This window comes from Roseovarius sp., from assembly GCF_040219995.1.
Taxonomy (GTDB): Bacteria; Pseudomonadota; Alphaproteobacteria; order Rhodobacterales; family Rhodobacteraceae; genus Roseovarius.
In genome coordinates this window covers 99,473-126,219 of record NZ_JAVJUC010000034.1, presented here as the reverse complement: position 1 = coordinate 126,219, position 26,747 = coordinate 99,473, and the positions used below count along the sequence as shown (strand labels likewise).

General features: G+C 63.9%; 28 protein-coding genes and 1 tRNA gene. 8 read left to right on the top strand and 21 right to left on the bottom strand.

Annotated features, from left to right (window positions below):
* Positions 1–56: 56 nt before the first annotated feature.
* The 4 genes from RID11_RS14920 to RID11_RS14905 are packed head-to-tail and all read left to right on the top strand — an operon-like array spanning position 57 to position 3,496.
* Positions 57–860 (top strand): ABC transporter permease, encoded by an 804-nt coding sequence (locus RID11_RS14920; protein WP_350140579.1) that lies wholly within the window; start codon positions 57–59, stop codon positions 858–860.
* Positions 861–864: 4 nt separating this feature from the next.
* Positions 865–1,653, top strand: a complete 789-nt coding sequence (locus tag RID11_RS14915; RefSeq protein WP_350140577.1) for an ABC transporter permease — start codon at positions 865–867, stop codon at positions 1,651–1,653.
* Complete coding sequence (locus tag RID11_RS14910) at positions 1,650–2,681, top strand: ABC transporter ATP-binding protein (protein ID WP_350140574.1); 1,032 nt, start codon at positions 1,650–1,652, stop codon at positions 2,679–2,681. Before RID11_RS14915 ends, RID11_RS14910 begins: the two co-directional genes overlap by 4 nt.
* Positions 2,681–3,496 carry a phosphodiesterase gene (locus RID11_RS14905; protein ID WP_350140572.1) on the top strand — a complete coding sequence of 272 codons (816 nt, stop codon included), beginning with the start codon at positions 2,681–2,683 and terminating at the stop codon, positions 3,494–3,496. The genes RID11_RS14910 and RID11_RS14905 overlap by 1 nt, the downstream gene beginning before the upstream one ends.
* A 364-nt stretch (positions 3,497–3,860) precedes the next feature.
* On the opposite strand, the gene RID11_RS14900 is transcribed toward RID11_RS14905, so the two are convergent.
* The 5 genes from RID11_RS14900 to RID11_RS14880 all read right to left on the bottom strand — a co-directional run bounded on the left by RID11_RS14900 (position 3,861) and on the right by RID11_RS14880 (position 9,396).
* Positions 3,861–4,778: a cobalamin B12-binding domain-containing protein gene (locus RID11_RS14900; protein ID WP_350140570.1), complete on the bottom strand. Its 918-nt coding sequence runs from the start codon at positions 4,776–4,778 to the stop codon at positions 3,861–3,863.
* Between the two features lie 145 nt (positions 4,779–4,923).
* On the bottom strand, positions 4,924–5,532 hold the full coding sequence (locus tag RID11_RS14895; protein WP_350140568.1) for a response regulator transcription factor: 609 nt from the start codon (positions 5,530–5,532) through the stop codon (positions 4,924–4,926).
* Complete coding sequence (locus tag RID11_RS14890) at positions 5,516–7,810, bottom strand: ATP-binding protein (protein WP_350140566.1); 2,295 nt, start codon at positions 7,808–7,810, stop codon at positions 5,516–5,518. The genes RID11_RS14895 and RID11_RS14890 overlap by 17 nt, the downstream gene beginning before the upstream one ends.
* A complete protein-coding gene (locus tag RID11_RS14885; RefSeq protein ID WP_350140564.1) occupies positions 7,807–8,550 on the bottom strand; it encodes a biliverdin-producing heme oxygenase in 744 nt (247 codons plus the stop codon). The genes RID11_RS14890 and RID11_RS14885 overlap by 4 nt, the downstream gene beginning before the upstream one ends.
* Before the next feature lie 770 nt (positions 8,551–9,320).
* Positions 9,321–9,396: transfer RNA gene (locus RID11_RS14880), tRNA-Lys, on the bottom strand.
* A 108-nt stretch (positions 9,397–9,504) separates the two neighbouring features.
* On the opposite strand from RID11_RS14880, the gene dapF reads away from it, so the two are divergent.
* The 3 genes from dapF to RID11_RS14865 are packed head-to-tail and all read left to right on the top strand — an operon-like array spanning position 9,505 to position 12,228.
* Entirely contained in the window at positions 9,505–10,338 is an 834-nt protein-coding gene (gene dapF / locus RID11_RS14875) for a diaminopimelate epimerase (RefSeq protein ID WP_350140562.1), read from the top strand.
* Positions 10,335–11,594 (top strand): tRNA (N(6)-L-threonylcarbamoyladenosine(37)-C(2))-methylthiotransferase MtaB, encoded by a 1,260-nt coding sequence (mtaB, locus tag RID11_RS14870; RefSeq protein ID WP_350140560.1) that lies wholly within the window; start codon positions 10,335–10,337, stop codon positions 11,592–11,594. The genes dapF and mtaB overlap by 4 nt, the downstream gene beginning before the upstream one ends.
* A 13-nt stretch (positions 11,595–11,607) precedes the next feature.
* Positions 11,608–12,228, top strand: coding sequence for an FMN-binding negative transcriptional regulator (locus RID11_RS14865; protein WP_350140558.1), 621 nt, complete (start codon positions 11,608–11,610; stop codon positions 12,226–12,228).
* Between the two features lie 92 nt (positions 12,229–12,320).
* Here the strand turns inward: RID11_RS14865 and metG are convergent, their stop codons facing one another.
* Positions 12,321–14,033 (bottom strand): methionine--tRNA ligase, encoded by a 1,713-nt coding sequence (gene metG, locus RID11_RS14860; RefSeq protein ID WP_350140557.1) that lies wholly within the window; start codon positions 14,031–14,033, stop codon positions 12,321–12,323.
* 225 nt (positions 14,034–14,258) lie between these two features.
* On the opposite strand from metG, the gene RID11_RS14855 reads away from it, so the two are divergent.
* A complete protein-coding gene (locus RID11_RS14855; protein ID WP_350140555.1) occupies positions 14,259–15,530 on the top strand; it encodes an MFS transporter in 1,272 nt (423 codons plus the stop codon).
* Between the two features lie 45 nt (positions 15,531–15,575).
* Here RID11_RS14855 and RID11_RS14850 read toward each other — a convergent pair whose 3' ends face one another.
* From RID11_RS14850 to RID11_RS14780, 15 genes are all read right to left on the bottom strand, one after another.
* Entirely contained in the window at positions 15,576–16,622 is a 1,047-nt protein-coding gene (locus tag RID11_RS14850; RefSeq protein WP_350140553.1) for a sodium:calcium antiporter, read from the bottom strand.
* Positions 16,623–16,789: 167 nt separating this feature from the next.
* A complete protein-coding gene (locus tag RID11_RS14845) occupies positions 16,790–17,407 on the bottom strand; it encodes a LuxR C-terminal-related transcriptional regulator (protein ID WP_350140551.1) in 618 nt (205 codons plus the stop codon).
* Positions 17,408–17,588: 181 nt separating this feature from the next.
* On the bottom strand, positions 17,589–17,777 hold the full coding sequence (locus tag RID11_RS14840) for a hypothetical protein (protein ID WP_350140549.1): 189 nt from the start codon (positions 17,775–17,777) through the stop codon (positions 17,589–17,591).
* Positions 17,778–17,780: 3 nt separating this feature from the next.
* Positions 17,781–18,929: an EscU/YscU/HrcU family type III secretion system export apparatus switch protein gene (locus RID11_RS14835; protein WP_350140546.1), complete on the bottom strand. Its 1,149-nt coding sequence runs from the start codon at positions 18,927–18,929 to the stop codon at positions 17,781–17,783.
* On the bottom strand, positions 18,922–19,743 hold the full coding sequence (gene fliR, locus RID11_RS14830) for a flagellar biosynthetic protein FliR (RefSeq protein ID WP_350140544.1): 822 nt from the start codon (positions 19,741–19,743) through the stop codon (positions 18,922–18,924). Before fliR ends, RID11_RS14835 begins: the two co-directional genes overlap by 8 nt.
* Positions 19,744–19,746: 3 nt before the next feature.
* Positions 19,747–20,013 (bottom strand): flagellar biosynthesis protein FliQ, encoded by a 267-nt coding sequence (gene fliQ, locus RID11_RS14825; RefSeq protein ID WP_350140542.1) that lies wholly within the window; start codon positions 20,011–20,013, stop codon positions 19,747–19,749.
* Positions 20,013–20,747, bottom strand: a complete 735-nt coding sequence (gene fliP, locus RID11_RS14820; RefSeq protein WP_350140540.1) for a flagellar type III secretion system pore protein FliP — start codon at positions 20,745–20,747, stop codon at positions 20,013–20,015. Before fliP ends, fliQ begins: the two co-directional genes overlap by 1 nt.
* A complete protein-coding gene (locus RID11_RS14815) occupies positions 20,744–21,016 on the bottom strand; it encodes a flagellar assembly protein FliO (RefSeq protein WP_350140538.1) in 273 nt (90 codons plus the stop codon). The genes fliP and RID11_RS14815 overlap by 4 nt, the downstream gene beginning before the upstream one ends.
* A gap of 81 nt (positions 21,017–21,097) precedes the next feature.
* Positions 21,098–21,409, bottom strand: a complete 312-nt coding sequence (gene fliN / locus RID11_RS14810) for a flagellar motor switch protein FliN (RefSeq protein ID WP_502949359.1) — start codon at positions 21,407–21,409, stop codon at positions 21,098–21,100.
* A 22-nt stretch (positions 21,410–21,431) separates the two neighbouring features.
* Positions 21,432–22,409 carry a flagellar motor switch protein FliM gene (gene fliM, locus RID11_RS14805; protein ID WP_350140537.1) on the bottom strand — a complete coding sequence of 326 codons (978 nt, stop codon included), beginning with the start codon at positions 22,407–22,409 and terminating at the stop codon, positions 21,432–21,434.
* A gap of 9 nt (positions 22,410–22,418) precedes the next feature.
* Positions 22,419–22,988 carry a flagellar basal body-associated FliL family protein gene (locus tag RID11_RS14800; RefSeq protein ID WP_350140535.1) on the bottom strand — a complete coding sequence of 190 codons (570 nt, stop codon included), beginning with the start codon at positions 22,986–22,988 and terminating at the stop codon, positions 22,419–22,421.
* Positions 22,989–22,996: 8 nt separating this feature from the next.
* Entirely contained in the window at positions 22,997–24,145 is a 1,149-nt protein-coding gene (locus RID11_RS14795; RefSeq protein ID WP_350140533.1) for a flagellar hook-length control protein FliK, read from the bottom strand.
* Between the two features lie 61 nt (positions 24,146–24,206).
* Positions 24,207–24,623, bottom strand: a complete 417-nt coding sequence (locus tag RID11_RS14790; RefSeq protein WP_350140531.1) for a hypothetical protein — start codon at positions 24,621–24,623, stop codon at positions 24,207–24,209.
* Positions 24,620–25,954, bottom strand: a complete 1,335-nt coding sequence (locus tag RID11_RS14785) for a FliI/YscN family ATPase (protein WP_350140529.1) — start codon at positions 25,952–25,954, stop codon at positions 24,620–24,622. The genes RID11_RS14790 and RID11_RS14785 overlap by 4 nt, the downstream gene beginning before the upstream one ends.
* Positions 25,951–26,745, bottom strand: coding sequence for a FliH/SctL family protein (locus RID11_RS14780; protein ID WP_350140527.1), 795 nt, complete (start codon positions 26,743–26,745; stop codon positions 25,951–25,953). The genes RID11_RS14785 and RID11_RS14780 overlap by 4 nt, the downstream gene beginning before the upstream one ends.
* Between the last annotated feature and the right edge of the window lie 2 nt (positions 26,746–26,747).

Sequence of the window (26,747 nt, the reverse complement as noted above, 5' to 3'; positions counted from 1 at the left end):
ACGACACGCCGGGCAGGCACGCTCCTGCCCGGCACCTCCCTGCATCGGAGCCGAGAATGTCCCAGAGGCACTTCATATTCCTCTGCCTGCTTCCCCTCGCCATCTTCACCCTGGCGTTCCTGGCGATCCCGCTTGGGCGGCTGATTCTGGCCTCGGGCGAAAGTGAGGCAGGCTGGGGCATCTACCTTCAGATCCTTCAGACCCCGCGCTACCTGTCGACGCTGGTGCAGACAGTCGTCGTCTCTCTTGCCGTCACCGCAGCGGCGCTGGCGATATCCACGACCGCCGGTCTCTACCTGGTGCGCAACCGCTTTGCCGGGCGCAATGTGCTGTTGTCTATCCTGACGTTGCCCCTGGCGTTTCCCGGCGTCGTGGTGGGCTTCATGATCATCCTGCTGGGCGGGCGTCAGGGCCTCGTGAACCAGCTTCTGCCGGGATACTGGGTTTTCGCCTATTCGATCATCGGGCTATTCCTGGGCTACCTCTATTTCTCGATCCCGCGCGTTCTGCTGACCGTCATGGCCGCGGCGGAAAAGATCGACCCGGCGCTGGAAGAGGCCGCGCGCACGCTTGGGGCGCCGCCCTGGCGGATCGTGGTCGACGTGCTACTGCCCGGCCTTTCGCCGGCGCTGATCGCGGCCGGGGCCATCGCCTTCGCCACCGCCATGGGGGCCTTCGGCACCGCCTTCACCTTGGCCACGGATATCGATGTGCTGCCCATGGTGATCTACACAGAGTTCACCCTGTCGGCGAATATCGCCATGGCCTCGGCCCTGTCGGTGGTGCTGGGGCTGGTGACCTGGGCGATGCTGCTGATCGCGCGCAGCTTCTCCGGCGGCACCGTGGCGGCCGGGGGCTGACAGGATGAGACGCATCACCCGCCACATCCCGCTTGCCGTCACGCTGCTGGCCTGCGCCTTCCTCCTGATCCCGATCATCCAGTCCATCCTGGCTGGTCTCACGGTGAATTATTTCCGCGGCCTGTCCTCGGGCCTGACGCTGAAATGGATCGGCCAGGTCTGGGATCTTTATTCCGGCAGCATCTTCCTGTCGATCTGGCTGGCGCTGGCGTGCCTTGTCGTCACGCTCGCGCTCGGGGTTCCGGCCGCCTACGTGCTGGCGCGCAATCCCGGCCGGGTCTCTCGGGTGCTGGAGGAATTCATCTCGCTCCCGCTGGCCATTCCAGGCCTCGCGCTGGCGCTGGCCCTGTTGCAGCTTTATGGGACCGTTCAGGGCTTCCGGACCAGCTGGACCTTCATCCTCGTCGGACACGTCCTCTACACGATGCCCTTCATGGTGCGTTCTGTCCTGTCGGTCCTGGCCGCTATCGACCTGAAGACGCTCGAGGAAGGCGCTGCCTCTCTGGGGGCCAGCCCAGCGCGGCGTTTCATCGACATCGTCGTGCCGAACGCCATGCCCGGCATTCTTGCCGGTGCGCTCACCGTGGTGACCCTATCTATCGGCGAATTCAACCTGACCTGGATGCTGCACACCCCCTATCTCAAGACGCTGCCTGTCGGGCTTGCCGACAGCTATGCCTCGATGCGGCTCGAAATAGCCTCGGCCTATACGCTGGTCTTTTTCGTGATGATCGTCCCGCTTCTGATGGCCATGCAATGGGCCAGCGCCCGCGCACAAAGGATCATGCAATGACTTTGACACTCGGCAATATCGCCAAGACCTTTCCCGGCGGCACAAGGGCGCTGCTGCCCACCGATCTGGAGATCGCCAAGGGCGAAATCCTCTCGCTGCTCGGGCCGTCCGGCTGTGGCAAGTCCACGCTGCTGCGCATCATCGCCGGGCTTGAGGTGCCGGACCCGGGGGCCTCCATTGTTTTCGATGGTGAGGACGTGAGCCATCAATCGGTCGAAAGCCGCAGGATTGGCATGGTGTTCCAGTCCTACGCGCTGTTTCCCAACATGTCGGTGCGCGGCAATATCGGCTACGGGCTGAAGATGCAGAGGCTTCCAAGGGCAGAGATTGCCGCGCGGGTTGACGAGGTCATCGCGCTGTGTCGTCTCGAGCCTTGTGCCGACCGCGCGATCACCGCCCTGTCCGGTGGCCAGAAGCAGCGCGTCGCGCTGGCCCGCGCGATGGCGCCGCGCCCCCGGGTTTTGCTGCTGGACGAGCCGCTGTCGGCGCTGGACGCCGCGCTGCGCAACCACTTGCGTGACGAGTTGGCGCTGCTTTTGCGCCAGTTCGGGATCACGGCGATCTTCGTCACCCATGATCAGGACGAGGCGATGGCGATCGCAGACCGCGTGGCGGTCATGAGCCAGGGCCAGATCGCCCAGATCGGCACGCCCGAGGCGCTCTATCGCAATCCGGTCACCGGCTTTGTCGCGCGCTTCGTCGGCGATGCGATGCCGCTGGAGGGGCGCATCGAGCGCGCGCAACTGCATCTTCCGGGCGGCGTTCTTGACCTGCCCCAAGCGGGCGATGGCCAGCAGGTGCTGGTCCGGGCCGAGGATATCCGGATAGACATGCAGGGCCCGATCACGGCCCGGGTCGAGACCGTGACCTTCCTCGGCACGCACTATCGCGTCGCTTTGTCCGGTGCGATGGCCAAGCCTCTCTTCATGTTGCATCCGGGGTTCAGCGCACCCAAGCCGGGAGACGAGGTGCGTCTGTCCATCCCTGCAGAGGCGCTGTTGGTCCTGCCCGTGGAAAGGGCCACGTGATGCCCGGGTTCGTCCAGATCACCGACACGCATATCGTCGCACCCGGCGCGCTGGCCTACGGACGCTCCGACACAGCCGAGGCGCTGCGCCGAGCGGTCGAGACAATCAACGCGAAGCTGCCGCTGTGGGAGGGGATCGCCTGTGCCATCGTCACGGGCGATTTGACCGACCACGGTACGCCCGAGGAATACGCTCATTTCCTCTCGATCATGGACGACCTGGCACTGCCGTGGTGCGCCGTTCCTGGCAACCATGATCAGCGCGCTCCGATGCGCAAGGCGTTTGCAGATGCGCCCTGGATGCCCGGTGAAGGTCCGGTGAACTGGGTGCGGAACTTCGGCCCGTTCTCGGTGATCGGGCTCGACACGCTCCTGGAAGGTGCCCATCACGGAGTACTTTGCGATGAAGGTATGGGATTTCTCGATTCCACGCTTTCCGCCCTGGGCGACCAACCCGCCATCGTGGCCACGCACCACCCGTTCATGCACGCAGGGATTCCCGCGATGGATGCGGACAATTTGCGTAACGGCGCAGCGGTGATCGCACGGCTTGAGGCGCATCCCGGGTCGGTTCGCATGATGTCCGGCCACGTCCATAGGGCGGTGACCGGCCAGATCGGACGCGTGACTTGCCAGATCTCCCCAGCGACCTGCCATGCGGTCCTGACCGATCATCGGGCCAGGCGGGACCCGCACCTGGTGCTTGAGCCCGGTGCCGTCACGGTCCATCACTGGCTTGAGCTGCCCAGAGCGGGATTGGTCTCGGATATCATTCCCACGGGCCTGTTCCCCGGTCCATGGCCATTTCAGGATTGACCGCTTCGGAGCGAGGAAAGGCAGTAGTCGGTGCAGACGGTCACCGGCGTTCCAAAAGTCCGCTCTTGCAAAAACTGGCACGAAGGCTTGCGCGTGCGGCGAATGTCGGATTCCGCCGTCCCTGTTTGCATGTGATTGGCCATAGGTGGTCACTGGAGAAATTGGAGGTCACTACGATGCAACTTCGCCAGACCGGTCATTTGTGGCCGTTCCATATGTGACCACTTGCTGACCCGAAAGCTCTGACTTTCGGGGGCTGGTTGGACTTGCGTGACGGGACTGATACCATGATGGTTGAACTGCGCGCCGTATGTTCACGCTGATCGGCAGTATCGAGCGTTTGATCCCGAACCCTTCCGCTCCTTCAGGAGCGACGATCTTCAGGCTCTCCGCCGTTATGCGTGCAAAAGGCATTTCTCGCCATTTCGCGGTCCCACAAGGCCGAGATATGTTCTTTCGCCTCGTTTATTTCACCTGCGACACGGTCAAGGCCCATCGCGGACAGGCGCGGTCTGAGCTCGTCTACGTCTTGCCCACTCACGACTATGCCGGCTTGGGGGCAATGCGTGTGCAGCGCCTTTACAAGTCCGGCAAGCCGGCCCAGGGAGTGCCGCCCGCCAATGGATAACCCGACGATGCAGCGCGGCAGTTTCTTGATCTCAGCAACCAGTTCCGCTTCGCTCAAACCGATCTTGAGCGCGATCTCCCATCCGTCATCACGAAACAGGTCTGCTGCCATACGGATGCCGAGCGTATGGTGTTCGCCCGGGACAGAGGCAAAGACGACAGTGAGATCCTGCCTGTTTGAGCCGGGATGCGCGGCGATGGTGATTCTCCGCAGCAGTTCGAAAATGCGCCCGGTCGCTGCTGTCACGTCGGTGAAACTCACCCGGTCCTCGGTCCACCAATCCCCGAGCATGCGCGCGGCGGCTGCGAGGTATTTAAGGTAGATCACTTCCGTCGTGGTGTCTTTCGCGAGGCTGCATATGATCTCCTCCGCCGATGCCGCGTCGTCGTTCAAAAGCAGCGCAATGCAGAGCTCCTCGACCTCCTCTGTGGAAGGGGCGTGTGGCAGCGCAACGGCGTCTTTTTCCCGATAGGCAATGCGTCGCACGACTTCATGGGCCAGCCCGGCTAGCAGGTGCAAAGGCGGCTTGCCTTTGATATGAGCGGTGTCGCACGGGGCCGAGTCATCGTTCCCGGTGCCCGCGTAAATCAATAGTGGTGCTGCAGTATACAAGCGTTCCCCTCCCGACATCCATATCGCCTCGAGGATCGGCATTCCTCCCCTTCGACGGCCCAAGGCCAGACCAATCGAGGTGTCTCAAATTCGTGATCGAGACAATTGAGCGTAGGGTGATAGTGCGTCGGTGGGATAGTTGGGAATTACCACTACGTACTTATGCGTACATGGCCCGGCGCTGGAATTAGCCTAGCATCCTGATCAATTCGGCAATGCCGCGCACCTGCATTTTCTCTCGGATACGCCAGCGGTGGACCTCGATGGTCCGTCGGCTTACACCAAGCTCCGCGGCGATTTCCTTGTTCAGCTTTCCCTCGAGCATATGGCGGAGAACTTCTTTCTCCCGGTCGGTCAGTTTCGCCAAGCGGTCGGCAATGATTTTCTTGGGAAGCTCGGAGGGGACCCGGTTGGCCAGCAGGCCCCCGGCCATTTCGATCGCTTCGAGAAGCCGGCCCACCTCTGTCGGCTTCTCGATAAAGTCAATAGCCCCGTTCCGCATGACTTGGACCGCGATGGGAACGTCGCCATGCGCGGTGACGACGATGATCGGAATGTCCATGCCCATTTCGGCAAGCTGTGCCTGCAATTGAACGCCACTTATTCCCGGTAGCCGAACGTCTAGGAGCATGCACGCCTTCTGGTCCGGGTCGAACTCCTTGAGGAAGCCTTCCGCCGACTCGCAAGACACCGTCGCATAGCCATGCGCATTCAATAGCGCGCAGAAGGATTTCCGCACGGACTCGTCGTCTTCAACGACATAGACCGAAAATCCCTGATCAGGCGTGTTCGCCATGGCCCCCCTCGATTGGTAGTTGGAACACGAATACTGAACCGGTTTTTACGGGTTCAGACCAAATCCGGCCCTCATGCGCCTCGATGATCGACCGGCACAAAGAGAGACCTATACCCATGCCCTGCGTGGTAGATGTGTTGAACGGTTCGAACAGGTACTTGTACTGTTCCATTGGAATTCCGTGCCCTGTATCGCGGACATACACCTTGACCGACCTGTCCGATCTTATCACTTCGACGGTCAGTTTCTGGACCTTTGCCCCTTGCATCGCCGCGATGCTGTTGCGGGCCAGGTTAAGCATGACCTGACCGATCTGCACCGGGTCTGCAAGAACCCGTGGGATGCCCTGATCCAGCAGCAGATTGACCTGAAGTCTCGGCAGATCGACATAAGCGAGCGCAAGGTCGATGCCCTGTTGGATGGCCCTGTTCAGATCGATATACTCGGCGTTCAAATCGCCAGCGGATATGAAGTTGCGCATGCGGCGCATCAGGTCGCCGGCCCGTGTGGTTTCGGCGACGGCTTCGTCGATGAGCTGCGCCACCCGGTCCGGGATTTCGACGTCGGAGTTCCTCAACTCCTGGCGGCACGCGCTGATGTAATTGGAAATCGCCGACAGGGGCTGGTTCAATTCATGCGCGATTGCCGAGGCAAGCTCGCCCATCGAGCTGGCGCGCGAGGCATCGAGAAGCGCGTGCCGCATGCGGGTTTCCTTCTCTTCCGCAGTCCTTTGTGCCTCGCGCGCGGCGCGCTCGTGTTCCAGGCTGTTCAGGGCAAAAAGCGCCCGGCGCAGGATGCGCAGCACATCACGATCTATCGCCGAAAAGGGACGGCTCTGGCCGCGTCGCTCCTCGCGCCAAAGCGCAAAAGAGCCACGCGGCGACAGTCGCGTGACCCCGTCTTCCGTGGTCGTCTCGACCTTGTCAGGCTTGCCGGCCCAGCGGATCGTCTGCTCGAAATCGCTGCGCAGAAAAACCAGAAAATCCCGGCCATCTTCGGACAGGTCAAGAAGCGCGGCGCCGGCGGCCACTGTCACCTGCTCTGTGTCCATGTCGATATGGTCCGAGAGCTGCGCGGTCGTTGCTACGCCGTCCGCCTGCAGCTTGCAAAGACCGGAAAAATCCAGAGGCTCGTCCGGCACCGCTCCGAATGCGACGACGCCATCGCCGAGAAAAACCAACATCCCCTGCGCGCCGATCAATTGCATCAGCGCCGGAGCCCAGTCGTTTATGAGTGACCCCAGCGACGTGCCGCCACGCGCCATTTGCTCTATGCGAAAGGCTGTCTTCTCGGCAGTGATGCTCTTCTGGAGCTGGTCGGTGCTCTCTATACTTTGCAGCAACGCAGAAGTGGTGCCCCCCAGGAGTTCGGCAAACCGCAACCGGCTCGACGAGATCTCGCGCGGCTCGTAATGGTGGCAGGCGACCAGACCCCAGAGCTGGTTGTTTGTGACCAGCGAAATGGAAAGACTTGCCGCCACGCCCATGTTGTTGAGGTACTTGACATGTACCGGGGCGACGGCGCGAAGCTTGGAAAACGTGAGATCCAGTGGAGACGCGGATTCAGCGTCGGCGACGCCTCCCTTGCGGCTGATGATCGGCACCGGCACGCTGTTGATGTCGGGTATCGCCCGCACGACATTCAGCAGAAAATGCCGCCGCGCCGGATCGGGAATGTCGGACGCGGGATAGTGCAGTCCGAGAAAGCTGTCGGGGCGGTTGGTACTCTCGGCGATGACCTCGCCATGCTTGTCCTCTGCAAACCTGTAGATCATCACCCGGTCAAACCCGGTCACATCGCGGATGATCCGCGCGCTCGCATTCGCAAGCTCCTCGAGCGCACCCGGCTTGACAAGTTCCGAAATGAACTCCCGGCGCAGATATTCGTCCTCCCAGATGCGCGCCGGAGCCGGCTCGGGATGCATCAGTTCGAGGATGATATGACCGTTGCTCCGGTGTGGCAGGCATTCCAGATCTATCTGCGAGCCATCCGGCCCGGAGAAACTGATGAACCACGGGCTGATAAGTTCCGGATTGGAGGGGCCAAGCCTCAGGTTCCGCAATTGCCGTGTATTCGCCGCACCGATAAGCTTGGCGATGTCATTTCCGAGGATCCGCTCGGGCCCCACCCCGATGAACGCCGCCGTATTCCTGCTCGCGAATTCGACGGTGAAGCGGTCCGCGTCGATTGCAATCAGGGCACCATGCGGCTGGACCGCGCCGATCAGGTGGATCGGCTCCTGATCGCAGGTTTCCAGGTTGACAGTATCCAGCGTCACGGCACCCTCGCAACGGCAAGAGGGGTTGAATGGTCCAGCGGCGCAAGCCAGTCGGCCAGCAGCCGGAACGTGTCACGGGCACCCTCCCTAAGGTCACTGACGGCGGCCCCGTCGGCCTCCAGATCCTCGAGGTATCTGTTGGTCATGGGCCAACGGTGGCCACCCACAGTGCGGCACCATGACCAGAACCGCCGACCGGCCTGATCTTCACGCGCAAGCAACCGACGCGCGGCGCGGTCGATGCGTGCGCCCCCGAGTGTGGCACCCTCAATCACGTACAGTATTCCGCCCAGCGACGCCGGAGACACGATATCAAAGGCCTCGTTGCATCGTGGACTCTCTTCGATGGCCTCGGCGCTCCATCCCAGATCGGCCAGGTCTTGCGCCAGATACCCGGCTCGTTCCGCGTAATCGTAACCGGCCGTGCAGGCCGCTCCACATGAAATCGCGCGCCCAATCGCCCGGTCAAGCGGCTGGTAAAACCCGTAAAGCCGTAAGATCAGATCCCGGTAATCACCGATGCAGAGACTCTCGTTGAACAGCGCCAGAAAACAAGGGTGCTCGTGTAACCGCTCGTGTTGTTGATGCGTAGCCGCGCGCAGTTGGTCGCGCAACGAGATATTCCGAGGTGAACCCTTGGCTGTAAACACGCGTCGCTCCAATATTGAGAATACCATTTCTTGGAAGACCGTAGCATGAAATTCACGCATCCCAAAAATTGAATGGCAGGAATCCAACATCCACGTTTGATAACGTGTAGCAAGTGTCGACCCAGCGGTCATAAGTCTTGTCTCCAGCAAACGAGCACCTTACGGCTCGCGCTGATCAGCTTCTGTATCCAACGCTTTGAAGCCTGTCCTCCTCGCTCATCACGCTGAGGGCCATCAAAGGAGGGGCTGGAGGCCGCTCGGATGCGGGGCGGGGTCGGTGGCAGGCCTCCCGCCCTAACGCCCGCTCAGAAAGTTGAAGTGCGCCGCATGCGGGACATCGAACTTCGCCGGATGCGAAAAGCTACGGGTTTGCCCAAAAACATCTGGATGATGGATAGTCTAACAGAAGCGTTCAACTCAATGATCGAAAACTTGCAAAACAACGCCTGAGCGCCGCCGCTCTGAGATCAGCAGCGACGAAATCCGTGAAGAGCAAGAAGTTTGGAAATCAGACAAGTTCACAATTCTTGAGCGCGATTTCATCAAGTCCCGAGCCGTCATCCATCGATTCTGATGACCCGCTCTATGCCGAAAAAGTGCTCGATGCCTGGCGGCGGTCGATGCAGTCGAGTGGGCCTAAAGTCTGAAAAGTTAAAGCCGACTCAGTGAAAGGTTAAAACCCTTTAACCTTTTCAGTTCAGAGCTACAAAAGTTGGCTGATTCAGGGTTGGGCTATCGTGCCGATTGTTTGCACTTGTAGCAAATACTGTAGCAAAAAAGGGCTTGAAGGCGGTGTTGTAACCGGCATTTTGCAGGAGTTCTTAACCGATAATATCCTTTATTATCAGCGCTTTATGCAGTGGTGAGCCGTGCAGGATTCGAACCTGCGACCCACTGATTAAAAGTCAGTTGCTCTACCAACTGAGCTAACGGCCCACTAGGGGCGGTATCTAGAAAGAGCGGGGCGGGGGGTCAACCCCGAAAGTGACGCTTGATCAAAGGATCGTATGGATTCATCCGGCGCGCGGGTTTATATGCCCGGGCATGACCGATATGCGCGAAACAGGGCTGGCTTTCATGAAGATGCACGGGTTGGGCAACGACTTTGTCGTGCTCGATGCCCGTGCCGGTGATATTGCGCTTTCTCCGGCGCTGGTGGCGGGGATTGCGGACCGGCATCGCGGTATCGGATTCGATCAGCTTGCGGTAGTCGGGGCGGGCGAGGCGGATGCGCATCTGACCTTTTACAATGCCGATGGCTCCACCTCGGCTGCCTGTGGCAATGCCACCCGATGCATCGCGCGGCATCTGATGGAGGAGACCGGCAAGACCGCGCTGACGCTGAGCACGGCGCGCGGGGTGTTGCAGGCGGTCGATGCGGGGGGTGGGCTGACCTCGGTCAATATGGGGCAGCCACAGCTGGGCTGGGGCGAGATCCCGCTGGCGGAGGCGATGGAGACACTGGAACTGCCCATAGAGGGCGGCCCTACCGCCACCGGCATGGGCAACCCGCATTGCACGTTTTTCGTCGAGGATGCCTGTGCCGTGCAGCTTGACCGGTTCGGGCCGCGCTATGAGCATCACCCGCTTTATCCCGAGCGCACCAATGTGCAGGTGGCGAGCGTGATCGCCCCCGATCATCTGCGCATGCGGGTGTGGGAGCGGGGTGTGGGGGTCACGCTCGCGTCGGGCTCGTCGTCTTGCGCCGTGGCCGTTGCCGCTGCGCGGCGAGGGCTGACCGGGCGGCATGTGCGGATCACCCTTGATGGCGGCACGCTCGACGTCGACTGGCGGGAGGATGGCGTCTGGATGACCGGCCAGACGGCGCATGTCGCGAGCGGCCATCTGACGCCCGACTTCCTGGCGGGGTTCCAATGACCGGCGCGCCGCGATTCACCACCCTGGGCTGTCGGCTGAACGCCTATGAGACCGAGGCGATGAAGGATCTCGCCGGGCAGGCTGGGCTGGAGAACGCCGTCGTCGTCAACACCTGTGCGGTCACGTCCGAGGCGGTGCGCAAGGCGCGGCAGGAAATTCGCCGGTTGCGCCGCGCGCATCCGGGCGCGCGCCTGATCGTGACCGGCTGCGCGGCGCAGACCGAGCCCGAGAGTTTTGCCGCGATGGAAGAGGTCGATGCCGTCATCGGCAATACCGAGAAGATGCAGGGCGAGACATGGGGACGTCTTGCCGCCGATTTCATCGGCGACGCCGAGCGCGTGCAGGTCAACGACATCATGTCGGTGACCGAGACGGCGGGGCATCTGATCGACGGATTCGGCACCCGCTCCCGCGCCTATGTTCAGGTGCAGAACGGCTGTGATCATCGCTGCACCTTCTGCATCATCCCGTATGGTCGGGGCAATTCGCGCTCGGTGCCTGCGGGCGTCGTGGTCGATCAGATCAAGCGGCTGGTGGGCACGGGTTATAACGAGGTGGTGCTCACGGGCGTGGACCTGACAAGCTGGGGCGCGGATCTGCCGTCGCAGCCGAAACTCGGCGATCTGGTGATGCGCATTCTGAAGCTGGTGCCGGATTTGCCGCGCCTGCGGATTTCCTCGATCGATTCCATAGAGGTGGATGACAATCTGATGCAGGCCATCGCCACCGAGCCGCGCCTGATGCCGCATCTGCATCTGAGTCTGCAGCATGGTGACGACCTGATCCTCAAGCGGATGAAGCGGCGGCATCTGCGTGACGATGCGATCCGTTTCGCCGAAGAGGCACGGCACCTGCGCCCCGAGATGACATTTGGCGCCGATATCATCGCCGGGTTTCCGACTGAGAGTGAGGCGGCGTTCGGGAACTCGCTGCGGCTGGTGGAGGACTGTCACCTCACCTGGCTGCACGTGTTCCCCTATTCGCCCCGCCCCGGCACCCCTGCCGCGCGGATGCCGCAGGTGGACGGGCGGGCGATCAAGGACCGGGCGGCACGGCTGCGGGCGGCGGGTGAGGCGCGCGTGGCGGCGCATCTGGTCGCGCAGCAGGGCCGTCGCCATGCCGTGCTGATGGAGAACCCGCGCATGGGCCGGACCGAGCAGTTCACCGAGGTCGCCTTTGACAGCGACCGTCCCGAGGGTGCGATCGTCAGTGCGACCGTGACCGGCCATACCGGCACGCAGCTTACTGCCGTCTGAGAGGTCAGTTGCGATGCATCCCAATCCCGCCTTTCGTCAGGCCGACGCGCCGCGCAACATCGCCTTTGCGCGCGCGCAGGGCTTTGGCCTTCTGGCGGTGGCCACCGGGGATGCGCCGCTGATCAGCCATATCCCTTTCCTGTTGTCGGAGGACGGCACGCGGGCCGAGTTTCACCTCGTGCGCTCCAACCCCATCGCGCGGCTCATGTCCGATCCGCTGCCTGCGCGGCTCGCGGTGCAGGGGCCGCATTCCTACGTCTCGCCTGATTGGTACGGCGTCGAGGATCAGGTGCCGACCTGGAATTACGTCGCCGTGCATCTGGTGGGGCAGGTGCGCTTGCAGCCGCAGGAGCGGATGCGCGATCTGCTCGACCGGCAGTCGGCCGGGTTCGAGTCGCGGCTGGCACCCAAGCCGGAGTGGCGGGCGGAGAAGATGACGCCCGAGGTGCTGGAGCGGATGATGCGGCAGATCGTGCCCTGCGAGATGCGGGTGGACGAGATCGCGGGCACCTGGAAGCTGGGCCAGAACAAACCCGAGGACGTGCGCCTGCGCGCCGCCGATCCGCTGGAGGCGGCGGGTCAGGGGCAGGAGGTGGCGACGCTTGCCCGCCTGATGCGGACCCCGCCGGCCTGAAGGCTCTGCCTGTTCGAACCGTGGCATGAACGGACCGACGATGCGCGGTTCATCTCAACGGCAGCTTGAGGTCAAACACCACCCCTCGCCGCTCAGTCCCGCGTGCCGGAGAACCGGGCCTGCCAGTCTTCGCGCTGATCATCGGTGATCTTGGAGAAAAGCACCTCGGGCACCTCGAAGGTATGGCCGGGGGTGAGTATCTCCAGCGCGCCGGGCACCTGATCGGGCCAAGAGGCATCGTCGGTCTTCATCGCCGACAGCATCGTGGCGGCGGCATCGGGGATGAAGGGGGCAGACAGCACCGCGTAGAGGCGAATGAGGTTGAGTGCCAGGCGGATCTGCATGGCGGCGCGCTCGGGGTCTTGCTTGAAGGTGGACCACGGTGCCGCCTCTTGCAGGTACTCGTTGCCCTCGACCCAAATCGCGCGAAGGGCGGTGGCGGATTTGCGCACCTCCATGGCCTGCATATGGCCTTCATAGTCGCGGATGCGGTTTGTCAGACGGTCGATCAGCGCCATTTCCTGCGCGCCATACTCGCCGTCCGCTGGCACCTCTTCACCGAATTTGGAGCGGCAGAATTTGGTCACGCGGCTGACGAAATTGCCCAGGACATCGGCCAGATCCTTGTTCACCGAGGTCTGAAAATTCTCCCAGGTGAATTCGGCGTCCGAGCTTTCGGGCGCATGGCTCAACAGCCACCAGCGCCAGTAATCGGCGGGCAGGATCTCGAGCGCCTGATCCATGAACACGCCGCGCCCGCGCGAGGTGCTGAACTGGCCGCCATCGTAGTTGAGGTAGTTGAACGACTTGATGTAATCCACCAGCTTCCACGGCTCGCCCGAGCCCAGGATCGTCGCCGGAAAACTGAGCGTGTGGAATGGGACGTTATCCTTGCCCATGAACTGGGTATAGGTGACGTCCTCGGCGCCCTTGTCGGTGCGCCACCAGCGTTGCCAGTCGTCGCCCTTGCCCGCTTCGACCCATTCCTGCGCGGAGGCGATGTATTCGATGGGGGCGTCGAACCAGACGTAAAAGACCTTGCCTTCCATGCCGGGCCAGTCCTCGTCGCCGCGCTTGACCCGAATGCCCCAGTCGAGATCGCGGGTGATGCCGCGATCCTGCAAGCCGTCGCCATCATTGAGCCATTTCTTGGCGATGGAGGTGGTCAGGATCGGCCAGTCGGTCTTGCTGTCGATCCAGGCCTCAAGCTCGTCCTTCATCTGTGACTGGCAAAGATAGAGATGCTTGGTCTCGCGCATCTCCAGATCGGTCGCGCCTGAGATTACCGAGCGCGGGTTGATCAGATCGACCGGGTCAAGCTGCTTGGTGCAGTTGTCGCATTGATCGCCGCGTGCAGACTCGAAGCCGCAATTGGGGCAAGTGCCCTCGATGTAGCGGTCGGGCAGGTAGCGCCCGTCGGTGGGCGAATACATCTGCGTCTCTGACACCTCGCGGATCAGCCCCTGCTCATGCAGGCGCTTGGCGAAATGCTGGGTCAGGCGGTGGTTCTGCGGGCTGGAGGAACGCCCGAAATGATCGAAGCTGAGGCGGAAGCCGTCGGAGAGGCGCTTTTGCACCTGCCACATCTCGGCGCAGTAGTCCGCCACCGGCTGGCCCGCCTTGGCGGCGGCCAGTTCGGCGGGGGTGCCGTGCTCGTCAGTGGCACAGAGAAACAGCACCTCATCGCCCCGCGCGCGGCAGTAGCGGGCGAAAAGATCGGCGGGAAGCTGGCTGCCCACCAGATTACCGAGATGCTTGATCCCGTTGATATAGGGAATTGCCGAGGTGATCAGATGCCGTGCCATCGGGTGTGTCTGCCTTTGCCGGGTCGCGTGTCTTGTCCCGCGTTTACCTGTCTCGCGCCCAAAGGACCAGAGGGCGTGCAGGGCGCTGCCGCAATATTGCGCAATCCCTCGATTTCCATCGCCGGGCCGAGTGAAACCGATTTGACGCGTGCGTCCGGTCGGTGGTAGCGGCGCGGGCATGCGGGCGGCGCGCGTCCGGGGGATCATGCGAGAGGAACGCCCGCCATGTTCAAGGTTCTGGGATCGGTCTGGGCGCTGTTGCTTGGCATGACGCTGATCATGATCGGCAATGGCATGCAGGCCACGTTGATGGGTGTGCGCGGCGCGCTGGAAGGGTTCGGCACGCTGCAATTGTCGGTCATCACCTCGGCCTATTTCCTGGGCTTTCTGGTGGGCAGTCGGGTGACACCCGAGATGATCCGTAGGGTCGGGCATGTTCGGGTCTTTGCCGCGCTTGGGTCGTTCATCTCGGCGGGGCTTATTGCCTTTCCGGTGCTGACCGATCCCTATAGCTGGACGGTGATCCGTATCCTGTTGGGGTTTTGCCTGTCGGGCGTGTACGTGACCGCAGAAAGCTGGCTCAACAATGCTGCGACGAATACCACGCGGGGCAAGATCCTGTCGGCCTACATGATCGCTCAGACCACCGGTATCATCGCGGCGCAGGGCTTGATGAACCTGGGGGAGGCTGCGGGATATTTCCTGTTTGTCGTGCCCTCGATCCTGGTGTCACTGAGCTTTGCGCCGATCCTGTTGTCGGCGACGCCGACGCCCGCCTTCGAGACCGACAAGCCGATGACCCTGCGCCAGCTTTATGAAAGTTCGCCGCTGGCCAGTGTCGGCATGCTGATCCTTGGCGGGATTTTCGCGGCACAGTTCGGCATGGCCTCGGTCTATGGGGCCGAGGCGGGGCTGAGCGTGGGGCAGATCAGTGGATTCGTGGCGTCGATCTTTACCGGGGCGATGGTGTTTCAGGTGCCGGTGGGATGGCTGTCGGACCGGTTGGATCGGCGCCTGCTGATCCTTGGCGTATCGGCGGTGGGCGCGGTCAGCACCGGGGTCGGCGCATTTCTGGGGGTGGAGTTCGAAACGCTGCTGGTGCTGGGCTTTGTCATGGGGGGCATGGCGTCGCCGCTCTATTCGCTCTTCATCGCCTATACCAACGATTTCCTGGAGGTCGAGGACATGGCCGCCGCCTCGGGGGGGCTGGTGTTCGTCTACGGGATGGGGGCGATTATCGGGCCGGTGGCCACCGGGCAGTTGATGGACGTGGTCGGGCCGCACGGGTTCTGGCTGTTTCTTGCGGGGCTATTCACGCTGATCGCGGTCTATGCGACATGGCGGATGACGCGGCGGCCTTCGGTGCCGGTGGATGAGACCGGGGCCTATCTCGGGGTCAGCCCGACAGGCTCGCCGGTGGCGCTGGCCGCAGCACAGGAATGGTATGTGGATACTGCCGAAGAGACCGCCGAGGATGACGAGGCGCGCGACGTTTAGGACGCGCGCCGACATGCGGAACATGGCCGGTGCTGCGAACGATGGTCAGGGTCCGGACATCACCGTGATCTGCATCGCGATGGCGCAGGCGTAGATGCCAAGCAGCGCCATGCTTTCAGCCCCGATCCGGGCCGGTCCGACGCGCTGGCGCAAGACCAGCCCGCCCAGCAGAACGGCGGTCATCAGGATGGCGGTGAGGTTCCAGAACTGGTCACCTGCGCCTGCCGCGTGATAGAGCGAACCGTCGCGGAACGAGATATCCGCCGCACTCAGGAACAGTGTATCAAAGCTGTTGCCGCCGATGATGCCGCCGACGGCCAGTTGCAGTGCCCCGCGCCGCACGGCGGCGACGGTGGTCACGAGTTCTGGAAAGGACGTGACCACGGCGGTCGCGAGGGCCCCGACCAGCGACTCTGACAATTCGAGGCGCCCGGTGAGTGTCCCGGCTGTCTTGGCGATGACCCACCCGGCGCTGCCCATGATCAGCATGAGCAGGGCGAGGTCGAGGAAAAGCCGCCCTGTGCTCTTCCGGCGATCGGTTGCGGATTCCGGTTCGGGCCGGTCCTCACGTGTCTCAGCGGTCGATACGGGCCGCCACATCGGCTGTTCGCGCAGCGCGCGGGTGGCAAAGAGCCCGCTGACATAGACAATCGGTATGATCAGCGAGACCGGGTGAACCGCAAACACCGTGGTCTCTGCCCAGTTCGATGCAAGCAGTGGCAAGGTCAGCAGCACGATCAGCGTGATCGACTGGAAAATATTGCCGAGATCGGCCGCGGCATGTTCCAGATTGGCCTTGCGATAGACCACATCGGCGATGGCGAGAAAGGCGGTCTGGGCGGCAATGCCGCCGATCCCGTTCGAATAGGCCAGCGACGCCTGTCCGTCGAGCGCGGCGGTGATCGACACGATGGTCCCGCTCAGGGAGGTGGCCGCGCCGAGCAGAACAGCGCCTGCAAGCGCCTCTCCTATGCCAGTCCGATCGGCCAGCTTGTCCACGAGCCGGGTGATGCGAAGGCCGGTGAACAGCACGATAGCCGCCGCCAGCAGAAAGCCTGCGCCCAGATACGGTGTCGACCAGCTGTCAAACATCGGGCGCGGTCCTTTCCGTCTCGAGCATGGGCAGGCCTGTCCGGCACCCTCAAAGCTGCCGGTTATATAACTAGCGTATCACCCTTGTGCATTGGCTTGAAGATTGTCGATGCGACCAATGCGCCGCCGTTGCTGCGCACCGGGCCCCTCGCTGCGGCTGTGAAGGCTCAGATCAGGGCGCGTTCGCGGCTGATCATTGCCGCGTGCGCGCGGTTGCGGGCACCCAGTTTCTTGCAGATTGAGCGCATGTGCATTTTCACGGTGACTTCGCTGGCATCCATGTCGCGGGCGATTTCCTTGTTGGTCAGCCCGTCCGCCGCGAGGCGCAGCACGAACAGTTCCTTCTCCGAAAGATCCGCGCCGTCGCTTCCGGATTTTTCGATGGTGGCCTGTGTCGCGCCGGTGGGCACGAAGACCTGTCCCGACATGATCAGCTGAATCACGCTGTTGAGCGATTGCAGCGGCATCGTCTTGGGGATCAGGCCACGACAGCCCAGATCGAGTGCGCTGTTGAGGAAATGCCGATCCACCATGCCGGTAAAAAGCGCGACCTTGCCGTCGCCTGCCTTGTCGATGACGGTCTTGACGCTGGCCAGACCGACCATGCCGGGCATCTTGAGATCGAGCAGCACGAGGTCGATATCGTTTTGCGCGCCGAGCACGCTGAGTGCGCCGTCAAGCGAATCGGTGGTGATCGCCTCGTAATCCGGCAGGGCGTTGAGCATGTTGCCGACAGCCTCGGCCAGCAGGTTGTGATCGTCGGCCAGTAGAATTTTTAGAGCCATGGGTTGGGTTATCCCGCACTTATTTCAGGTCGTTGTCGCGTCACGCTGCCCCCAACCACACGTTCTACAACCGTAATGCGTGTATTAGACTCGCCGTAGGAATTTTCAATAGGCCATGCGTGTTCGCGGGCGATATCGTGGATTTGAGGCGGCATTTAGGCGGCAAATTGTGGTTTCTGGGTCAGTCGCGCTGCAAAACGCGCGCGATTGGGTGCCGGGCGGCCCCGGCGAGGCAGGCAGAGGCACAGAGTGTCAGGATCGTCGCCTTGGGCCAGGGGGCCATCGCGGCCTCACCGAGGGCCCAGAGCCCGACGCCGAGAAAACAGAGGGTCGAGATCATCTCGCCGGTGGAGGTGCGTCTGTGTCGCATGGGTTATCTCCTGTTGATTGGGCGGCCAAATTCGTCGAGCCGCAGATCACTGGGCAGATCGACCTCGGGGGTGGGTTCGGGCTGGCCCTGTTCGAGCCGCCAGACATGGGCGAGGATCACCGCGACCGCCGTGTAGAGCGTTTCGGGGATCTCGCGCCCGATCGCGCCGGTGAAGTAGAGCGCGCGCGCCAAGGGGGGCACTTGCAGCGTCATCACCCCGGCGCGGCGACCGCGGCGCATCACCTCGCGGGCGATGCGGCCACGGCCCATGGCAAGGACAACCGGAGCGTGTCCGCTCGCGGGGTCGTATTGCAGCGCCACGGCAAAATGCGTGGGGTTGCTGATGATCGCGGTGGCCATCGGCACATCGGCCAGCGCCTTGCGCTCCGAGGCGCGGCGCGAGGCCTCCATCTGGCGACGGCGGACTTCGCCTTTTTGTTCGGGCGAGCCTTCGGATTCCTTGGTCTCGTCCTTGATATCCTGCCGCGACATGCGCAGGGCCTTGGTATTGGAGTGAATCTGCCACGCCAGATCAAGCGCCGCTATCAGGGCCAGCCCGACCAGAAGCCCGCCCAGCACCCGCAGCATCGCCGTGCCAAAGAGCACCATCGCATCGCCGGGGGCGAGTGTCGCCGCGCTTTCGAGGGCGGGCAGGATCGGCTGCAACATCAGCGCGCCGGCCGTCAGCAGCAGCGTGACCTTGAGCGCCGCCTTGCCCAGATCGACCAGCGCCTTCATCGACACCATGCGCTTGAGGCCTTCGAGCGGGTTGATCTTGTCGGCCTTGAAACCGAGCGCCTTGGGCGCAAAATTGAGCCCGCCCATGCCGCTCTGGGCCATCAGCACGACCGCCATCAACGGCAGGCCAAGCCCCGGCCCGGCGGCGAGCATCCACCAAAGCGCGTCGCGCGTGCGGCTGATCATCAGCGCATCGAGCGCATCCCCCGGTGCGATCACCAGCCCCGAGGCCCAGAGCCCGGTGAGCCCGGGCAGGGCCGGTTTGCCGATCACCAGCATCAGCGTGCCGGCGGCCAGCGTGACCAGCACGAAGACCTCGGTCGAGGTGATGACGCGGCCCTCTTCGCGCGCCTCGTCGCGGCGTTTCTGAGTCGGCTCTTCGGTCTTTTCCTGTCCGTCGTCGGCGTCAGCCATTGGGTAATCCGTTCAGCATCTCCATCAGGTGCTGCAAGGCGCGTGCCACCCGCTCCGAAAGTGCGGCGCCGAGGCCGGAAGTTGTGAGGAAGAGCAGCAAAAGAGTGACGCTCATCGTTAGGGGGAAGCCGAAGGCGAAGATGTTGAGCGTGGGGGCCGAGCGGGTGATGACCCCGATCACCATGTTGAGCAAAAGCAGGACGGTGACCACCGGCATCATGAGTTGCGCCGCGCTACGGAACATCTCGCCGGTGGCGGTGAGCCCGGCATCGGTCAGCGCCTCGCCGGTGATGGCTGCGCCAATGGGAACAAGGCGGTAGCTGTCGAGGATCAGACGGATTGCCGCCAGATGTCCGTCCTGCGTCACGAAGATCGACAGCAGGAACAGCATGAAGAATTGCCCGATCACCGGGCTTTGCGAGCCGGTCGCGGGATCGACCTGCGCCGCGAGGCCGAGACCGGCGGTGTTGGCGATGCGGTCGCCTGCCATGACGGCGGCGGCGAAGAGGATTTGCAGAACCAGCCCCGCCGCCAGCCCGATCGCCAGTTCGCGCAGGGCGATGGTGACGCTGGCCAGCGAGGCGAGCGTTTCCGGCTCGGGCATGGGGATGTTGCCCATCAGCGGCACCGTCAGGCCGACCGCGATGATGATCCGCACCGGCAGCGACACGAAGCGCGCGGCAAAGAGCGGGGCCGAGACCACGAAGGCCCCGATCCGCAGCATGGCAAAAAGGAATTGCAGCGCCAGCCCGGTGAGCTGGGCCAGTTCGAGACCTGGCAGGCCCGAGGCGGAGGGGGCGAGATCGGGCAGCATCGCTCAGCGCATTGTCGCGATGGTGTCGAACACATGGGTGAAGTAATCGCTCAGCGTGCTGAGCATGAAGCCCGACATCGCCGCCATGGTCAGGATCACGATGGCCATTTTCGGCACGAAGCTGAGCGTCGCCTCGTTGATCGAGGTGGCGGCCTGCAGGATGCCGATCACCAGACCCACGCCAAGCGCCACCAGAAGCACCGGCCCGGCGGTCAGCAGGATGTTCCAGTAGGCCAGTTGCAAGTGCTCGATATTGGTGTCGAAATTCATCACAAGCCGCCCTGAAAGCTGGAGGCGAGCGAGCCCATGGTCAGCGCCCAGCCATCTACCAGCACGAACAGCAAGAGCTTGAACGGCAGCGACACGATCATCGGCGACAGCATCATCATGCCGAGCGCCATCAGGATCGAGGCGATCACCATGTCGATCACCAGAAACGGCAGGAACAGCAGGAACCCGATCTGGAATGCGGTCTTGAGTTCCGAGGTGATATAGGCGGGCAGGAGCACCGAGACCGGCACCGCGTCGGTGCTCTCATAGGGGCCGTTGCCCGCCAGTTCCGAGAACATCAGCAGGTCGTTCTGGCGTGTATTTGCGAGCATGAAGGCCGACAGCTTGTCCCAGGCGAGGCCGACGGCGGTGCCGGGGTCCATCTGACCGTCGAGATAGGGCGCGACGGCAGTGGTGTAGATGTCGTTCAGCACCGGCTGCATGACGAAGAAGGTCAAAAACAGCGCCACCGCGATCAGCACTTGGTTGGGCGGGGTCTGCTGCGTACCCATCGCCTGCCGCAGGATCGAGAGCACGATGATGATCCGGGTAAAGGCGCTCATCCCCAACACCAGCGCGGGCAGCACCGTCAGCGCCGTCATCAGCGCGAGGATCTGGAGCGAGAGCGAATAGGTGGTGCCGCCCTCGTCCGAGAGGGTCAGCACCGGCACGCCCTGTTGCGCCATGGCCGGGCCCGAGAGCAGGACCGCGAGCGGGAGGAGGACGCGGATCATTGGCCCGTCTCCGGTATGGCGGCGAGGGGCAGCATCGCGGTGCCGCCCTTGCGTCCGGTGACGATCAGCACGCTATGCCCATCGGCGCGCATCAGGATGGCGCGGGCATCGCCGCCAAGCGGCAGCACCTCGGCCACCTCCATCCGGCGGTCGCCCTTGAGCCGCGCCGCGAGCGGCGCGCGGTTGAAGCGGATGGCGGCCCAAAGAAGGATGAGCAGGCCGAGAAACCCGGCGAGGGTCAGGATACGGTCAGGGGTGAGCAGGTCCACGAGTGAGACGCCTTCTGCAAGGGGTGGTTGCGCAATCCCCTGCAGGTTTCGTGCCATGCCTGTGTGCCGGTTCTGGCTGCGTCAGAGAGTCTCGAGCCGCTGTTTCGGATCGACGATATCGCCGAAGCGGATGCCGAATTTCTCGCCCACCACGACCACCTCGCCCTTGGCGATGGGGGTGCCGTTCACAAGGATATCGAGCGGGTCGCCCGCCATGCGGTCAAGCTCCACCACTGAGCCTTCGTTGAGGTGGAGAAGGTCCTGCAAGGTGATCTGCGTCTGTCCCACCTCGACGGTCATGCAGACGCGGACATTGGATAGCAGGCCGAGATCAATGGGGGTTGTCATGGCGTTTGCGGGCTCTTGCGGGATGTCGGGGGTGTCTTCGGTCATGGGTGTGTCTCCGGGAAATCTGTCAGTTGTCGAGTTTGCGGGTCAGCGAGAGTGCCGCGCGCCCGCCCTGCGCGCCCGGCTCGCCATCGAAAAGCGCCGTGCCCTCGACCAGAAGCTGCGGGCGCGGTGAAAGGTCGACCGGCACCACGCGGCCCGGGTTGAGCCCGACAAGATGCGTGAGCGGCACCGTGGGTTGCGCCAGCCGCGCGGTGACGTTGAGCGGCACTGACATCACTGCGTCGCGCAAGCGGGCGCGCCAGCGCAGGTCGTCATCGACCTGATCGGATTGCATCCGCGAGCGCAGGCGTGCGGCAATCGGCTTGAGCGCCTGAAGCGGGTAGATCAGATCCATCGTCGCCGGGTCCGCGTCCGGCAGTTGCACGATGAACGAGCAGCACACGACCTTTTCTTCGCTTTCGACGAAGGTGGCGAATTGCAGGTTGTCCTCGTGCACCGGGTTGGCGAAGGCGAGCGGCATCAGATCGCGCCAAGCCGCTTCGAGCGCGCGGTGCAACCCGTCGGTCACGATGGTGATCACGCGGGTCTCGGCGGCGGTGAATTCGGTGCGGCCATTGGGCAGATAGGCGATGTTGCCGCCGTAATAGGCATTGGTCAGCAGCGAGACGAAATTCGGCGGCAGCATGATCAACTGATTGCTGCGCAGGGCCTCGACCCGTGCCGTGGTCAGGCTGACGAAGTTTTCCAGCTCGTCGCAATAGTGGTCAAAGCTCTTGACCTCGGGCGGGAAGGCCGAGATGCGCGGATGCATGCGCAGGAATGGCAGGAACACGGGCCGGGCGAGGCGGCAGAAGCGTTCGTTGATCATCCGGAGCCCGTGATAATCGCCCATGATCGACAGGTTGTCGCTGCCAAACTTATAGCTTTTCACGTTCTCTGGGCCGCTACCCTGCTCCTTGTCCATGTCGAACAGGCCATCGACAAGCGCCGCGACCTCGTTGGAGCTGAGCTTGTGGGTGCTGTTGGTGGTGGGTTTGCCCATTGTGTGCCCCTATTGCAGCACGAAGGAGGGGAAATAGACCCCCTCGATGCCGCCGAACCCTTCGAGCGTTTCGAGCCGGGTATTGATTGCGTCTTGCAGCGCGGTCGCAAGGGCGGCGCGCCCCGCCGTGCCCTCGACCTCATCCTCGGCAAAGCCGCTGATCACGGCGAGCATGTCCGAACGGATCGCCATGGCGTGGGTTTCGACATTGGCGATGACGCTGGCATCATACTGCGTCGAGACGCCGACGCCGATCTGAAGGAAACGGCGCGAGCCCTTCAGATTGGTGGTGAGCGGGTCGGGAAACTCGTAATACTGGGTTTCGAACACGGGGGTTTCGGGTTTTTCCTTGGGCACGCGTTTGGGGCCTGTTTCGCCCTCGGCCTCCGCTGCGGCGCTCTCCTGTTCGATCAGGCGCAGCACCTCTTGCGAGGGCGATAGCCGCTCGCCCGCATAGTAGAGCCCCGCGCCGAATCCGCCCCCTCCAAGGAGGGCGATGCCAAGCGGAAACAGGATCAGTTTCTTGAGCAACCCGCCTTTGGGGCGGCCTTGCAGATCGGGGAGGGCGGCATCGGACATGGGAAACCTCAGGCGAGAAGATCGACGGATGTGGTGGCGCGTGTGGTGGTGCGCTGGGGTACGGGATCGGTGGCGACGCGGTCATCGGGCTGTGGCTCTGGCCCGGCGCGGGTATCGGGGGCAGGCTGGCCGGATTGGCCCGGATCGCGCCCGGTGCCGCCCGACTGGGTGGATTGCGAGCCAAGTTCCAGACCTGCACGGCTGAGCGCGTCGGCCAGCCGGTGCTGACCCTCGGCCACGGCGCGGGCGGCCTCGGGGGTTTCGGTCACGATATGCACATGGGTAAGCCCGTCCTGCATCTCGAGCCGGATTTGCAGCGTGCCGAGACGCTCGGGCGTGAGCGTGAGAGTGAGGCGTTCGGTGGCAGGCCCTGCCGCGTGGCGGGTGATGTCTTCGACCAGCGTCTCGGCCCATTGTGCCTGTGTCATGTCGAGCCGTGATGGGCCTGTGTCGGCTATCGGCTGAGGCGTGGCGGGCGCGGGCGTCGCGGCGGCGGGAAGAGCGGCCTCGCCGGTGCGGATCGGTGCCGGTGCCTCCGCAGGGAGGGGATCTGCGGTGGCCTCGGGGGGCGTGATCCCGGGGGCCTGTTGCAACGTGGTTGTGGCGGGTGGTGCCGCCGGGGCCGCGCGCGGGGTCTCGGGCTGGGCCGGGGTCAGGGGTGCTGCCAGCGGCATGGCGTCTGTCGGGGGTGTCTCGGGCGTCTGGATGTCGACCGGGTGAGTCTCTTCCGTGGTGCTCTCGGCTGGTGCCGTCTCGGGAGCAAGAGGCGCGTCCGGTGCTACGGCTTGCGGTGTGATGGCCGGAGATGCGTCGGTTGCCGGGATACTCTCGGTGGTCAGGATTTCGGAACCGGATGGTTGCGCGATCTCTGTCGACAGCTTGCCCTCGGCAGGCGTGGGGTGCGACGGCTGTTCCGGCGTCATCCGCCGGACGGTAATTTGAGGGCTGGCGGGAATGGGGGCCGCCGGGATCGTCGGAGCTTGTGTGGTTTGGGCAGGCGTGGATGTTGCCGGAACGGTGGCGGGCATATCGGCGGGAGTGACCCGGATTTGCGCCATGCGCAGCGCGTCGGGAAATCCGGGCGCACCGGTCCCGCCGGTCGCGCGGGGTGCGATCGGGGGCGGGGCGATGAGGTCTGTCAGGGCCGGGGCGCGCATGTCGGTGAGGTCCGTTTCGGATGTGTCTCTTGCAGGCGAGATGCAAGTTCGGTGCCAAGCCTCAACCCCGACGGCGGGGCGGCGTGGCGCTGTCCTGCGCGTCGAAGCGGGCGCGGTGCAGCGCGCGGCGAGTCTCGTCTGTGCGCGCGTCAAGCACGGTCTGACGGCGTGCCTGATGTGACAGATCGGCCTCGAGCGCGGTGCGTTCCTCGCGGGTCTGCGCCATCTGGCTGCGGGTGTCCTGAAGATGCTGCACCAGCGTGCGGCCCATGAACTGCGCGGCATTCAACTCTCCGCGCGTCATCGGTTGGGCCGGGGCCTGCGCGGTTTCCTCAAGCAGGCGGCCAAGCCGGTCGGCCATGTCGAACTGCTGCATTTCGCGGTGCCGCAGCGCGCCGATCTGTGCCGAGATTTGCCCGACCTCGCCGCGTGCGCGGGTCGCCATCAGCGACAGCAGGTGCAATTGCCGGGGGCTCATGCGCCACCCCCGGTCAGCGTGTCGAGCGCCGCGATACTGTCGGCGAGCGTCGCGGGCTCGTCTATGTCCTGGCGGATGAACGCCTCGATCCGGGGCCAGAGCGTGACCGCCTCGTCGAGCGTGGCATCCTGACCGGGCGTGTAGGCCCCCATCAGCATCATGTCGCGGTTCTCCATGTAGGTTGCGATCATCCGGCGCAGGCGTGCGGCGGCGCGGTCATGCGGTTTGTCGGTGATGTCCTTCATCACCCGGCTGACGGATTGCGGCAGGTCGATCGCCGGATAGATCCCCATCTGCGCCTGTTTGCGCGACAGCACGAAATGCCCGTCGAGAATGGCGCGGGCGGTGTCGACCACGGGGTCGTTCACCGTGTCGTCGCCATCGGCCAGAATGGTGTAAAACGCCGTGATGCTGCCCTCGCCCGCAAGACCGGGCCCCGCACGTTCGATAAGGCCGGGGATCATCGAGACCACCGAGGGCGGATAGCCCTTGGCGGTGGGCTGTTCGCCAAGCGCCAGCCCGACCTCGCGGCGGGCATGAGCGACGCGGGTGAGGCTGTCCATGATCAGCATCACCTGCTTGCCCTGGTCGCGGAAATATTCGGCGATGGCGGTGGCGCGATGTGCCGCGCGCAGCCGCAGCAGCGGCGAGCGGTCGGCGGGCACGGCGACGACGCAGGTCTTGTCGCGGGTCGGGCCGGTCATCACCTTGGCCACGAAATCGCCCACCTCGCGGGCGCGTTCGCCGATCAGGCCCACCACCACGACATCGGCCTCGGTGTAGCGGGTCATCATCTCGATCAGCACCGATTTGCCCACGCCGGAGCCTGCGATGATACCCACCCGCTGCCCGCGCCCGACGGTGAGGGCCGCATTGATCAGCCGCACGCCCACGTCGAGCGGTTGATCCACCGGCTGGCGGGCGAGCGGGTTGATCTCGCGGCCCGCAAGGGGCCGGATCTCGGCGCAGTTGGGTGGCGGCAGGTTGTCGAGCGGCGCGCCATCGGCATCGAGCACCCGGCCCAGAAGCTGCGGCCCCATCGAGGCATCATGCCCGCCCGACAGGCGATGCACCGCGCAGTCGGCAGTGACGCGCGCGCCGGGCTGGTTGAGAAACAGCAGGTTGCGGCCGTTGGCGAAGCCGACGATCTCGCCGGTCACGTCAGCGCCGTCCTCGGTCTCGATGCGGCAGCGGGTGCCGGGGCTGGCGTGAAAGCCCGCGCATTCCGCGATCAGCCCGTCATAGCGCAGCACCCGCCCGCTATAGCTGGGCGCGGGCGGCTGGCTCATTGCGTCGGTGGCCTCGGTCAGCCGGGTCAGAAGATCGCTCATGACAGTCCTCCTGCGCTGCGTTTGGCGATGACGTCGGAAAAAGTGATGTCGTCCATGACGATGCGGATATCGCCGCGCCCGAGGGTGGTGTCGGGGGTGAGCCGTGCATTGGCGAGGGGGCTGAAGCCCTTGATATGCGGCTTGATCGCGACGAGGTCGGCGGGGTTCATCCGGACCACGGTGCTGTCGCAACCTGCCGCGATTTCGCGGGTCATCTTCTCGATCTTGCGCAGGAAGGGGCGGGGAGCCTCATCGATCTTTTGCCCGGCGCGCTGCGCGGCGAGCAGGCGCACGGCCTGTTCCAGTTTGGCGGTCAGGGCCTCAGTCATTTCGTGTTCCGCCGTGGTCAACCGAGAGACGGCGGCGGTGAAGATGTCGCGCGCCTCGGCCACCTCTTCGGCGGCGAGGCTGCGCGATTCTTCCAGGGCCGCCTCGCGGGCCTCGGCGCGGGCGGTTTCGATCTCGCGCAGGGCTTCGCTATGGCCCTCGGCCCAAGCCGCGCGGCGCTCGGCCTCGATGTCGATGGGTTGCGGTGCAGGGGCGGGGGTGAAGCCTGCCTCCGCCTCTGGTTCGCTGGCGGGGGGCTGTTCGGTCTCGGGCTCTTGCGGTGTGGCTTCGGGCTCCGTCTCGGGCTCTGGCGCACTCACGAATGAAAGCGGGGCAAAGCCCGACGCTTCGGTGTCGGGCGCGCCCGGCATGTGTTTCTGGAACTTGCCCGACGACCGGCGCACGAGGGTCAGCAGATCCTCGGGTGTGAGCGCGTCGGGCGTTGTGGCGGGGGCGGCGCTCATGG

Excerpts from the sequence above, each read along its gene's own strand:
- RID11_RS14920 (WP_350140579.1), top strand. The coding sequence starts at position 57 with ATGTCCCAGAGGCACTTCATATTCCTCTGCCTGCTTCCCCTCGCCATC.
- RID11_RS14915 (WP_350140577.1), top strand. The coding sequence starts at position 865 with ATGAGACGCATCACCCGCCACATCCCGCTTGCCGTCACGCTGCTGGCC.
- RID11_RS14910 (WP_350140574.1), top strand. The coding sequence starts at position 1,650 with ATGACTTTGACACTCGGCAATATCGCCAAGACCTTTCCCGGCGGCACA.
- RID11_RS14905 (WP_350140572.1), top strand. The coding sequence starts at position 2,681 with ATGCCCGGGTTCGTCCAGATCACCGACACGCATATCGTCGCACCCGGC.
- RID11_RS14900 (WP_350140570.1), bottom strand. The coding sequence starts at position 4,778 with ATGCCGATCCTCGAGGCGATATGGATGTCGGGAGGGGAACGCTTGTAT.
- RID11_RS14895 (WP_350140568.1), bottom strand. The coding sequence starts at position 5,532 with ATGGCGAACACGCCTGATCAGGGATTTTCGGTCTATGTCGTTGAAGAC.
- RID11_RS14885 (WP_350140564.1), bottom strand. The coding sequence starts at position 8,550 with ATGTTGGATTCCTGCCATTCAATTTTTGGGATGCGTGAATTTCATGCT.
- dapF (WP_350140562.1), top strand. The coding sequence starts at position 9,505 with ATGACCGATATGCGCGAAACAGGGCTGGCTTTCATGAAGATGCACGGG.
- mtaB (WP_350140560.1), top strand. The coding sequence starts at position 10,335 with ATGACCGGCGCGCCGCGATTCACCACCCTGGGCTGTCGGCTGAACGCC.
- RID11_RS14865 (WP_350140558.1), top strand. The coding sequence starts at position 11,608 with ATGCATCCCAATCCCGCCTTTCGTCAGGCCGACGCGCCGCGCAACATC.
- metG (WP_350140557.1), bottom strand. The coding sequence starts at position 14,033 with ATGGCACGGCATCTGATCACCTCGGCAATTCCCTATATCAACGGGATC.
- RID11_RS14855 (WP_350140555.1), top strand. The coding sequence starts at position 14,259 with ATGTTCAAGGTTCTGGGATCGGTCTGGGCGCTGTTGCTTGGCATGACG.
- RID11_RS14850 (WP_350140553.1), bottom strand. The coding sequence starts at position 16,622 with ATGTTTGACAGCTGGTCGACACCGTATCTGGGCGCAGGCTTTCTGCTG.
- RID11_RS14845 (WP_350140551.1), bottom strand. The coding sequence starts at position 17,407 with ATGGCTCTAAAAATTCTACTGGCCGACGATCACAACCTGCTGGCCGAG.
- RID11_RS14840 (WP_350140549.1), bottom strand. The coding sequence starts at position 17,777 with ATGCGACACAGACGCACCTCCACCGGCGAGATGATCTCGACCCTCTGT.
- RID11_RS14835 (WP_350140546.1), bottom strand. The coding sequence starts at position 18,929 with ATGGCTGACGCCGACGACGGACAGGAAAAGACCGAAGAGCCGACTCAG.
- fliR (WP_350140544.1), bottom strand. The coding sequence starts at position 19,743 with ATGCTGCCCGATCTCGCCCCCTCCGCCTCGGGCCTGCCAGGTCTCGAA.
- fliQ (WP_350140542.1), bottom strand. The coding sequence starts at position 20,013 with ATGAATTTCGACACCAATATCGAGCACTTGCAACTGGCCTACTGGAAC.
- fliP (WP_350140540.1), bottom strand. The coding sequence starts at position 20,747 with ATGATCCGCGTCCTCCTCCCGCTCGCGGTCCTGCTCTCGGGCCCGGCC.
- fliN (WP_502949359.1), bottom strand. The coding sequence starts at position 21,409 with ATGACCGAAGACACCCCCGACATCCCGCAAGAGCCCGCAAACGCCATG.
- fliM (WP_350140537.1), bottom strand. The coding sequence starts at position 22,409 with ATGGGCAAACCCACCACCAACAGCACCCACAAGCTCAGCTCCAACGAG.
- RID11_RS14800 (WP_350140535.1), bottom strand. The coding sequence starts at position 22,988 with ATGTCCGATGCCGCCCTCCCCGATCTGCAAGGCCGCCCCAAAGGCGGG.
- RID11_RS14795 (WP_350140533.1), bottom strand. The coding sequence starts at position 24,145 with ATGCGCGCCCCGGCCCTGACAGACCTCATCGCCCCGCCCCCGATCGCA.
- RID11_RS14790 (WP_350140531.1), bottom strand. The coding sequence starts at position 24,623 with ATGAGCCCCCGGCAATTGCACCTGCTGTCGCTGATGGCGACCCGCGCA.
- RID11_RS14785 (WP_350140529.1), bottom strand. The coding sequence starts at position 25,954 with ATGAGCGATCTTCTGACCCGGCTGACCGAGGCCACCGACGCAATGAGC.
- RID11_RS14780 (WP_350140527.1), bottom strand. The coding sequence starts at position 26,745 with ATGAGCGCCGCCCCCGCCACAACGCCCGACGCGCTCACACCCGAGGAT.